The 10,591-nt window shown below is 62.2% G+C and carries 8 protein-coding genes; all 8 read left to right on the top strand.

Going from position 1 to position 10,591, the window contains the following annotated elements:
* The first annotated feature begins 123 nt into the window (after window positions 1–123).
* The gene (locus ACTG2T_RS15525) at window positions 124–1,809 is read left to right on the top strand and encodes an ABC transporter substrate-binding protein (RefSeq protein WP_005362139.1); all 1,686 of its coding nucleotides are present in this window, start codon (window positions 124–126) and stop codon (window positions 1,807–1,809) included.
* 119 nt (window positions 1,810–1,928) lie between these two features.
* Window positions 1,929–2,912 carry an ABC transporter permease gene (locus tag ACTG2T_RS15520; RefSeq protein WP_005334871.1) on the top strand — a complete coding sequence of 328 codons (984 nt, stop codon included), beginning with the start codon at window positions 1,929–1,931 and terminating at the stop codon, window positions 2,910–2,912.
* A gap of 1 nt (window position 2,913) precedes the next feature.
* Window positions 2,914–3,834, top strand: coding sequence for an ABC transporter permease (locus tag ACTG2T_RS15515; RefSeq protein ID WP_201994502.1), 921 nt, complete (start codon window positions 2,914–2,916; stop codon window positions 3,832–3,834).
* Window positions 3,831–4,850 (top strand): ABC transporter ATP-binding protein, encoded by a 1,020-nt coding sequence (locus ACTG2T_RS15510; RefSeq protein ID WP_088868715.1) that lies wholly within the window; start codon window positions 3,831–3,833, stop codon window positions 4,848–4,850. Before ACTG2T_RS15515 ends, ACTG2T_RS15510 begins: the two co-directional genes overlap by 4 nt.
* Window positions 4,851–4,861: 11 nt before the next feature.
* Window positions 4,862–5,854, top strand: a complete 993-nt coding sequence (locus ACTG2T_RS15505; protein ID WP_042054505.1) for an ABC transporter ATP-binding protein — start codon at window positions 4,862–4,864, stop codon at window positions 5,852–5,854.
* A 114-nt stretch (window positions 5,855–5,968) separates the two neighbouring features.
* Window positions 5,969–7,702: a glycoside hydrolase family 9 protein gene (locus tag ACTG2T_RS15500; RefSeq protein ID WP_330125749.1), complete on the top strand. Its 1,734-nt coding sequence runs from the start codon at window positions 5,969–5,971 to the stop codon at window positions 7,700–7,702.
* The gene (locus tag ACTG2T_RS15495) at window positions 7,695–8,567 is read left to right on the top strand and encodes a BadF/BadG/BcrA/BcrD ATPase family protein (RefSeq protein WP_330125748.1); all 873 of its coding nucleotides are present in this window, start codon (window positions 7,695–7,697) and stop codon (window positions 8,565–8,567) included. Before ACTG2T_RS15500 ends, ACTG2T_RS15495 begins: the two co-directional genes overlap by 8 nt.
* Entirely contained in the window at window positions 8,552–10,417 is a 1,866-nt protein-coding gene (locus ACTG2T_RS15490) for a beta-N-acetylhexosaminidase (RefSeq protein ID WP_330125747.1), read from the top strand. The genes ACTG2T_RS15495 and ACTG2T_RS15490 overlap by 16 nt, the downstream gene beginning before the upstream one ends.
* The last annotated feature ends 174 nt before the right edge of the window (window positions 10,418–10,591 follow it).

Here is a 10,591-nt window from a genome sequence, read left to right as displayed (position 1 = left end):
CAGAACGACAAAGGTTAGACACCTGACCAACACAGAGGGCCGATTTCATCAGCATGCGAAACCGGTGCTCACACAAAACAAGGCGAACCCTCGGGAATGCCAAAAAATAAGAAAGGAAAACATATGCTTGCCAAAGTATCCAAAATCTCTACCGCTGTAATGCTGGGAACCATGATGCTTGCCGGTGCCGCCGGTAACGCCATGGCCGCAGAAAACAAAACCGTGCTGACCATGGTCGCACAGCAGGAAACCGCCTGGGTCAAGAACTTCAACCCCTTCCTGCAAGCGGGCTTGCTGCACACCACCCGTCACTTCATCTATGAGCCGCTGGTGATCTTCAACGATATGCAAGGGGGCAAACCCGTCTATCGTCTGGCCACCAACTATGCGTTCAGCGATGACCTGAAATCCGTCACCTTCGATCTGCGTGACGGCGTGAAGTGGTCTGACGGCGAAGCCTTTGATGCCGATGACATCATCTTCTCCTTCAATCTGGTCAAGGCCAACAAGGCGCTGGATGAGCGCTCAATCTGGACCCAGATCAAGAGCGTCGAGAAGCTGGCCCCCAACAAGGTCAAATTCGACCTGACCGAGGTCAACACCAACGTGGTGAATGATCTGGTGCTGGTACCCATAGTGCCGGAGCATCAGTGGAAATCGGTGAAAGATCCGGTTGCCTTCACCAACGACAAGCCGGTTGGTACTGGCCCCTTCACCGAAGTGGACAACTTCTCTGCCCAGCTCTACACCCAGTGCCGCAACCCGCACTACTGGGATAACGCCAACCTCGCCATCGACTGTCTGCGTATGCCGCAGATGGCCACCAACGACCAGGTGCTGGCTGCTGTCATGAAGGGTGACATCGACTGGTTCGGCTCCTTCGTACCGGATATCGAGCGCCTCTACGTCGGCAACGATCCGAAGAACAACAAATACTGGTTCCCGGCCTCTGGTACCGTGGCGTTCAACGTCAACTTCCAGACCAAGAACCCGGGCAATAACGAAGCCTTCAACGACATCAACTTCCGCCGCGCCTTCTCCATGGCGATGGACCGCCAGTCCATGGTGGATATCGCGGGCTACGGCTACCCCACCGTCAACGAGTACCCGTCAGGTCTGGGCAAAGCCTTTGACTCCTGGAACAACCCGGAAGTGGACAAGAAGTACGGCAAGTACAACAAGTTCGATCTGGAAGGGGCCAAGGCCCTGCTGAAAGAGGCAGGCTACAAGGATTGTGACGGCGACAAGTTCCTCGACACCCCGAGCTGCAAAAAGATCGAGTTCAAGGTACTGGTACCGAATGGCTGGACCGACTGGGTCAACACAGTTCAGATTGGTGTAGAAGGGCTGCAGGCGCTGGGCCTGAACGCCAAGACCGCCACCCCGGAAGCAACCGTCTGGACCGAGAACCTGATCACCGGTGACTTTGATGTCGCCCTGCAGGGTTACTTTGCCGGTGCCAACCCGCACAAGTACTTCGAGACTGCGTTCCACTCCCGCAACATGGGCGACCGTGGCAACCGCTTCGCCGCGCCCCGTTACAAGGACCCCGAGCTCGACAAGCTGATCGATGACTTCACCCAGACCGCCGATGCGGCCAAGCAGAAGGAGATCATGTTCGCCATCCAGGATCGTGTTGGTGCCAACCAGACCATCATTCCGGTCTTCAACAACCCGACCTGGTATGAGTACAGCACCAAGCGCTTCAACGGCTGGTTCAGTGCTGATAACCCGGTAGCCAAACCTCAGCTCCACCCGGACACCCCTGAGCGTCTGCTGCACGTGTTGTCCCTCAAGCCAAACAGCTAAACAATCCCGGCCCCCTGCGGGGGGCCATCTTCCCCGTTAATCCCCTTCTTGCCCGACTTTGCCGGGGGTTGGGGTAGCTATACCCGACGCGGGGCAGACTTGCAGTAAAAGGTACCATCATGGGATTCATACTGAGACGCTTTTCCTTCTATCTGGTTGCCTTTCTGGTAGCCGCCACCATCAACTTCCTGTTACCCCGTGCCATGCCAGGGGATCCTGTCTCCGTGATGTTTGCCCGCGCTGGCGCCATGATGGAACCCGCCGCCCTGGAAGCCCTCAAAGCCACCTTCGGCTTCGTCGACGGCCCCATCGGCACCCAGTTTCTCACCTATGTGAAGAGTGTCTTCACCTGGGATCTCGGCACCTCGGTGCGCTTCTACCCGCAGCAGGTCTCTGACGTGCTGGGCCGTGCCATCGGCTGGACCCTGTTTCTGGTCGGCACCTCCACCATCCTGAGCTTCTCCCTCGGTTCCATCGTCGGCATCTTCGCCGCCTGGTATCGCGGCGGCCGGATGGACAGCATTCTCTCCCCGCTCACCCTGGTGATGCAGGCTATTCCGCCGGTGGTGGTCTCCCTGCTCGCCCTGTTCCTGTTCGGGGTCAGCCTCGAGTGGCTGCCAATCGGCTACGCCTACAGCCCGGAGATCAAGGCTGACTGGGGCTGGGAGCACATCAAGAGCATCATGACCCACGCCATCATGCCGGTGCTGACCCTGGCCGTGGTACAGGTGGGGGGCTTTCTTATCACCATGCGCAACAACATGATCAACCTGCTGGGCGAGGATTACATCACCATGGCCAAGGCCAAGGGGCTCTCCAGCAACCGGGTGATCTTCAACTACGGCGCCCGCAACGCCATTCTGCCCAGCGTCACCGCCCTCTCCATGGCGCTCGGTTTCGTTATCGGTGGATCTCTCATCACCGAGGTTATCTTCAACTATCCCGGCCTGGGCCTGACCCTCTATCAGGGCATTCTGGCCCGCGACTACCCGCTCATTCAGGGGCAGCTGCTCATCATGACCATCACCATGCTCAGCTTCAACTTCCTGGCCGACGTGCTCTACGTCTTCCTGGATCCCCGTCTGCGTACAGGAGGCAAATAAGATGCGTATGCCGACCATTCTAAAAATCCTGCTGGGCAACAAGAAGGCTGCCTGTGGCCTCGCCATCGTGGTTGCCTTCGTACTGATGGCCATCTTTGCCCCCATTCTGGCCAGCAACGAGCCGACCAAACGGGTGGCTCGCCCGCACCAGCCGCCCAGTGCCGAGTTCGTGATGGGATCCACCCGCATGGGCCACGATATCTGGGCCCAGTTCACCAACGGTGCCCGTATCTCGCTGCTGGTGGGCTTCAGCGCAGGCCTGCTGGTCTGCACCCTGGCCGTCGCCATCGGCATCACCGCCGGTTACTTCGGGGGTCTGGTGGATGAGTGCCTCACCTTCCTGATGAACGTGGTGCTGGTGATCCCCAACCTCCCCTTGCTACTGGTGCTGGCGAGCTTTATCGGGGAGGCGTCACCGGCGGTGATTGCCGTGATAATAGGGTTGACCTCGTGGGCCTATGGCGCGCGGGTCATCCGCGCCCAGACCCTGGCCCTGCGCGAGAAGGAGTTCGTCATCGCCGCCGAAGTGCTGGGCGAGCCAGCCTGGCGCATCATTCTGGTGGAGATCCTGCCCAACCTCATCTCCATCATCGGGGTGAGCTTCATCGGCTCCATCATCTACGCCATCGTCACCGAAGCGACCCTGGAGTTCCTGGGGCTTGGCGACCCGACCGTGGTGAGCTGGGGCATCATGCTCTACAACGCCCAGACCTCCAGTGCCATTCTGGTCGGCGCCTGGTGGGAGATCCTGGCCCCCTGCTTCGCCATCGCCACCCTGGGTGCCGGTTTGGCTCTGCTCAACTTCGCCATCGACGAGATTGCCAACCCGCAGCTGCGCTCCCACAAAGGGCTCAACCGCTGGAAGAAACTTGCCACCCCGGTCGCAACACCACTCTCTGCCGCACAGGAGAAGACAGCATGAACAAGCATCCCCTGCTGTCAGTACGCAATCTTTGCGTCGACTACATCACCGAAAATGGCGACGTGCGCGCCGTCAACTCGGTGAGCTTCGATATCAGACAGGGCGAGATCTTCGGTCTCGCCGGTGAGTCGGGCTGCGGCAAATCCACCGTCGCCTTCTCGGTGGCCCGGCTGCACAAGCCGCCCGCCTACATCAGCGGTGGCGAGATCCTGTTCAAGGGGGAGAACATCCTCCATTACAACGACGAGCGGCTGCGCTCCTATCGCTGGCAACAGGTGTCGGTGGTGTTCCAGTCCGCCATGAACGCCCTGAACCCTGTGCTGCGGATGGAGGAGCAGTTCTGCGACGTGCTGCTGGCCCACAACCCCGGCATGACCCGTTACGAGGCGATCAAGCGCGCCCAGGAGCTGCTCACCATAGTCGATATCCACCCGAGCCGGCTCAAGGACTACCCGCACCAGTTTTCCGGCGGCATGCGCCAGCGGCTGGTGATCGCCATCGCCATGGCGCTCAACCCCGAGCTCCTGATCATGGATGAACCGACCACGGCGCTCGATGTGGTGGTGCAGCGGGAGATCCTGCAGAAGGTCTATGCCCTGAAAGAGAAGTTCAACTTCTCCATTCTGTTCATCACCCACGACCTCTCCCTGATGGTGGAGTTCTGCGATCGCATCGGCATCATGTATGCCGGTGAACTGGTGGAGGTCGCCCCCTCCAAGGCGATCCTGACCTCGCCGCTGCACCCCTATACCAGAGGGCTCGGCAACTCCTTCCCGCCCCTGCACGGGCCGAAGAAGGTGCTGGAGGGGATCCCGGGCACCCCGCTCAACCTGCTGGAGGTGCCGGTCGGCTGCCGCTTTCAGGCCCGCTGCGGCAAGGTGCACGATCGCTGCCGTCAGGAGTACACCAGATTGGCCGAGATCCGCCCCGGGCAACAGACCGCCTGCCACCTCTATGAGGAGCAGGGACTGCAACAAGATTCCGTGATCTATCTGGACAAGGCCGCTGGCTGTTAAGGATGTCTGTCATGCAAATCGCCAAAACCGATGCACCCATCATCGAAGTCCAGCACCTCTACAAGGACTTCCCCATCAACTCCAATGCCATCAAGAGTGGCAAGATGCGGGCGCTCTCCGACATCACCTTCAACCTGCACCGGGGCCGCGCCCTGGCGGTGGTCGGGGAGTCGGGCTCCGGCAAGAGCACCATCGCCAAGATCATCGCCAAGATGTACAAGCTCAGTGCCGGGCGCATTCTCTATCGCGGCCACGATCTGGAGGAGTTCAACAAGGGCACCGCCCTGCTGGACTATCGCCAGAGCGTGCAGATGGTGTGGCAAGATCCGTTCGGTTCGCTCAACCCGACCCACACCATCTATCACCACATCGCCCGCCCCCTGCTGCTGCACAGCAAGGTGATCGACAAGAAAGAGCTGCCCGACATGGTCTACGCCCTGCTGGAGAAGGTCGGCCTGACTCCTGCCAAGGCGACCGCGGCCAAGTATCCGCACCAGCTCTCCGGCGGCCAGCGCCAGCGGGTCAACATCGCCCGCAATCTGGCGGTGGAGGCGGAAGTGGTACTGGCGGACGAACCGACTTCCATGCTCGACGTCTCCATTCGCATCGGCATCCTCAACCTGATGGAACAGATGAAGAACGAGCTCGGTGTCTCCATGCTCTACATCACCCACGACATCGCCACCGCTCGCTATGTGGCGGAAGATCTGGCGGTGATGTATGTGGGGCACATGGTGGAGTGGGGCGAGGTGGACGAAATCCTGCACCACCCGCAGCACCCCTACACCCAGCTGCTTATCTCGGCGGTGCCCGACCCTGAGAAGAGCATCCACGCCGAGTTGGAGGGAGGCCGCAAGGGGGAGATCCCGCTCTGGACGCCGGAATCCTGCGGTTGCCCCTTTGCCGGGCGCTGCAATCAGGCGATGCCCCGCTGCAAGGAGGCGCAGCCCCCCATCACCAAGCTTGCCGACAACCACTTCGTGCGCTGCTACCTCTACGAGTGAGGGTGAGCCTTAGACCGGCCGGACAACCCTGTCCGGCCATGCCTCGATACGGGGCGGCCACAGCCCCGTGATGTGCCTCACCGCCCGGCGGTGAACCACAGGAGTAATACCTTGATGGAACTCTTGATCAATCAGGTGGGCTACGAGTGCGACGGACACAAGGTCGCCCTGTTGCAAACCTCCCCCGCCCCTGATCTAGGCGGCTATGTCAGGCTGCAACGCCTTGATGATGGCCAGATCCTGTTTGAAACCCCGCTGCAACCGGCTGGCAGCGTCTCTGGCTGGCAAGGCCGCGCTTACTGGCGTGCCGACTTCTCCGCCTTCAAGGAGCCCGGCCACTATCGGCTGGAGGCGATCACTGCCCAAGGCATTGTCCGCTCCACCCGTTTTGCCATCGGCCAGGATCTGCTGGCCAGCCGCTGTCTCTCCGATGTCATCCACTACTTCAAGGGCCAGCGCGCCAGCGGCACCTTCGATCGGGCCGACCGCAACGCCCGCCTGTTTGGCACCGACCAGCACAAAGATGTGCACGGCGGCTGGTTCGATGCCAGCGGCGACATGAGCAAGTACCTGAGCCACCTATCCTACGCCAACTACCTCAACCCCCAGCAGACCCCCATGGTGGTGTGGGCTCTGCTCAAGTGCCGGGAACTGCTGGCCCCGCGCCGCGATATCGACGGGGTGAACCTCTGCAAGCGGCTCAATGACGAGGCGCTGCACGGCGCCGATTTCCTCTGCCGGATGCAGGATGAGTCGGGCTTCTTCTTCATGACCCTGTTCGACAAGTGGAGCAAGGATCCTGCCCAGCGCGAGCTGTGCGCCTATGCCACCCAGCAGGGGCTCAAGTCCGCCAACTGGCAGGCGGGTTTTCGCCAAGGGGGCGGCATGGCCATCGCCGCACTGGCCCGCGCCGCCCGCGAGAGCGTCAGTGGCGACTTCGATGCCAGCCGCTACGCCGAGGCAGCCAAACGCGGCTACCTGCATCTGTGCGAACACAACCTTGCCTACCTCGATGACGGGGTCGAGAACATCATCGACGACTACTGCGCCCTGCTGGCGGCGGTGGAGCTGACCCGCACCTTCGGCGCCGAGTGGCTGAATGAGGCGAGAGCCCGCGCCAGCAAGCTCTGTGCCCGCCAGCGCCCTCATTCGGAGCTGGGTCACTACTGGTCGGCCAACGAGGATGGCTCGCGCCCCTACTACCACGCCGCTGAGGCGGGTCTGCCGGTGCTGGCGCTGCTGGAATATCTGGGCGTAGAGCCGGAGCAGGAGCACAAGGCCCAAGCACAAACCGTAGTGGAGCAGGCGCTGGCCGCCGAGCTGGCGCTCTGCGCCCGCGCGGGCAACCCCTTCTCCCTCGCCCGCCAATATGTCAAAGGGGTGGATGAAGCGCCGCGCGTCAGCTTCTTTATGCCCCACAACAACGAATCCGGTTACTGGTGGCAGGGGGAGAACGCCCGCCTCGCGTCTCTGGCGACCATGGCCTTTGCTGGCGCCCGCCACTTCCCCCGCCAGAGCCAGCCGCTGCTCACTTATGGCCAGCGCCAGCTCGACTGGATCCTCGGGCAAAACCCCTTCAACGCCTGCATGCTGGCGGGCCACGGCATCAACAACCCCGCCTATACCGCTGGGTATCCCAATGCGCAGGGGGGGATCTGCAACGGCATCACCGCCGGGTTTGATGACGAAAACGACGTGGCCTTTATTCCGGAGGAGTATCAGGATCGGCTGGATCAGAACTGGCGCTGGGGCGAGCAGTGGATCCCCCACGCAGCCTGGTTTGCCCTTGCCATCAGCTGGCAGAGCGCCCTGAGTGCTCGAAATGAGCAGGGAGGTCGCCATGATTGAGTTCTGGGTCGGCGTCGATGGCGGGGGCACCCACACCCGCGCCCGCATTCGGGATCGGGCGGGCAAGCTGCTCGGAGAGGGGCGCGCGGCCGGCTCCAATCTGGAGCTGGGCATCCCCCATGCCCACGCCAATGTGCTGGCCGCCATCGCCAGTGCCCGCCTTGCCGCCGGGATCGCTATCGAGTGTGAACAGCAGATGGGGGTCGGGCTGGCGCTCGCCTCCGCCGAGCTGGCCGACTGCTATCACGCCCTGCTCGAGATGCCCTTCCCCTTCGCCAGCGTCAGGCTCACCTCCGATGCCTTCGGTGCCTGCCTCGGCGCCTTTGGCGGCCGTGAGGGAGCCATTCTGATCGCCGGTACCGGCTCGGTGGGGCTGGTCTATCAGGATGGGCAGATCCGCACCTGCTCCGGCCGCGGCTTCCCCATTTCAGACATAGGTAGCGGCGCCTGGCTGGGGCTGCGCGCCATCCAGCAATCCCTGCTCTGCCACGACGGCATTCTGCCCCCCAGCACCCTCGCCATCCGCCTGATGGACCGCTTCAAGCGGGATCAGGCCGAAGTGGTACGTTGGGCCACCCGCGCCATTCCGGCGGACTATGGCCACTTTGCCCCCTGGGTATTCGACGCCGCCAGCGATGGTGACGAGCTCGCCAATCAGCTGCTGGACGAAACCTGCGAACAGCTGCGGATCCTGCTGGAGGGGATGACCCAGCTAGGTGCCAGACAGATCGCCCTGCTGGGGGGGATTGGCACCCGCCTCGCTCCCCGTCTCGGCCAGCTCAACCTGATCCCCCCCCAGGCAGATGCGCTCGATGGCGCCATCCTGTTTGCCCAATCAGAGGATTTTCCATGTCTACACCCCTGATCCACACCCAGGTAGCCCGACGTGACGGCGAGGATGTCTGGTTCACCTTCACCCTCTCCCGCATGCCGGATACCAAGTGGAAGCTGCACTTCTGTCTGGCTCGCCATATCGACCCCGACTCCTTGCAAGGGGGCGAGCTGGAGCGCCAGAGCGGCAGCTACAAGGTGATTGTCCCGAACGCTGGCAGCTGCGAGCTGCGCTTTTGCTGCCGCCAGACCCCCATCAAGAAGCTCTCCGACATGCCGCAGGGCTTTTTCCTCAGCTTGCCGGAGGCGACCACGGGTGCCCAGCTGCTACCGGTGACGCTGGCCGCTCAAGATCTCGGGCTGGAGAACCCGCCGGTAACCCGCTCCGACCTGCCGGATGTCGAGCCCCAGCCCGGCATAGTGCCACAACCGGCCCATCTGGTACTGCTGGAGGGGAACTTCCGGCTGGCCGAGCGGGCTCATGTCAGCGCCCCCCGCGATGTGCCGCAGCTGCTGGCCCACTTCAACGAGCTGACGTCACTGGCACTGGAGCAGGATCACGACGCTGAAATCCGGCTGACCGAGGACAAACTGGCCCCCGAAGCCTATCAACTCACCATCACGCCGCAGGAGGTGGTGATTGCCGCCGCCGACGAAGCGGGCTGGCGCCATGGGCTGGTGACGCTAGCCCAGTGGTATCTGCAACATGGAGAGAGCCTGCCCTGCGTCACGCTGGAGGATGCCCCGCGCTTTGGCTTTCGCGGCATTTTTCTCGACTGCGCCCGCCACTTCCACACACCGGCCACCATCAAGCGCCTGCTCAAGCTGATGAGCCTCTATAAGTTCAACCGCTTCCACTGGCACCTGACCGATGACGAGGGGTGGCGACTCGAGATCAAGGCCTTTCCGGAGCTGACCGACGTGGGTGCCTGGCGTGGCCACGATCTGGCGATCGGCCCCCAGCTCAGCGGCGGCGCCGAACCCTATGGCGGCTACTACACCCAGAGCGAGGTGAAGGAGCTGGTGAGCTATGCCAGTGAGCTCGGCATCACCGTCATTCCCGAGATCGACATTCCGGGCCACTGCCACGCCGCCATCAAGGCGCTGCCCGAGTTGCTGATCGAAACGGCGGATCACTCCCGCTACCGCTCGGTCCAGCATTTCGATGACAACGTGCTCAACCCCGCCCTGCCCGGCACCTACCGCTTTCTGGAGGCGGTGCTGGACGAGGTATGCGAGCTCTTTCCCGGCCCGCAGATCCACATGGGGGGTGACGAGGTGCCGACCGGGGTCTGGACCGACAGTCCCGCTTGCCAGCAGCTGATGGTCGAACAGGGCTACGCCGACTGCCGCGAGCTGCAGGGCCATCTGCTGCGCCACTGTCAGCGCTATCTGGCCGCCAGAGGCAAACAGATGATCGGCTGGGAGGAGATCCTGCATGGCGACAAGGTGAGCCGCAAAGCGGCCATCTGTGCCTGGACCAGCTTTCAGGCGGGGCTGGACGCAGCCGCAGCCGGTTATCCGGTGGTGATGGCGCCCGCCCAGTTCCTCTATCTCGATCTCGCCTGGAGCGCCGATATTCATGAACCCGGCCTCTACTGGGCGGGGACCCTCAATCTGGAGCAGATCTACGCGTGTGACCCTGCCCCAGCCGATTTCCATGCCAACGATAACATCCTCGGGGTGCTGAGCCCCTTGTGGTCAGAATTGATCACCAGCCGTGATCGTCTCGACTACATGTTGTTCCCGCGTATGCTGGCCACGGCCGAGGTGGCCTGGAGCGATCCCGCCCACAAGGGCTGGGATCACTTCGCCGCCCGCCTGCCGGGTCAGCTGCAGATCCTCGATCAGTTGCAGGTGCGCTACCGGATGCCACAGAGGTAATGTTGTCTCTACTTTGGCGGCCAATCGGCCGCCTTTTTTACGATTAGCCAACAAAACATCAACTTCCCCCTACCATTCATCCGCCATTATTGGCAAAATCCAGCCCCCAATGAAGCTGGTCTGCCTCCTGCTGGCGCGAGCCTGCGGCCACCTCCAGATCTGCCACAATAACAA

The sequence above is a fragment of the Aeromonas sp. 75A genome, from assembly GCF_051919425.1.
In the GTDB taxonomy this organism is placed as follows: Bacteria; Pseudomonadota; Gammaproteobacteria; order Enterobacterales; family Aeromonadaceae; genus Aeromonas; species Aeromonas veronii.
This window is presented reverse-complemented; position numbering and strand designations above follow the sequence as displayed.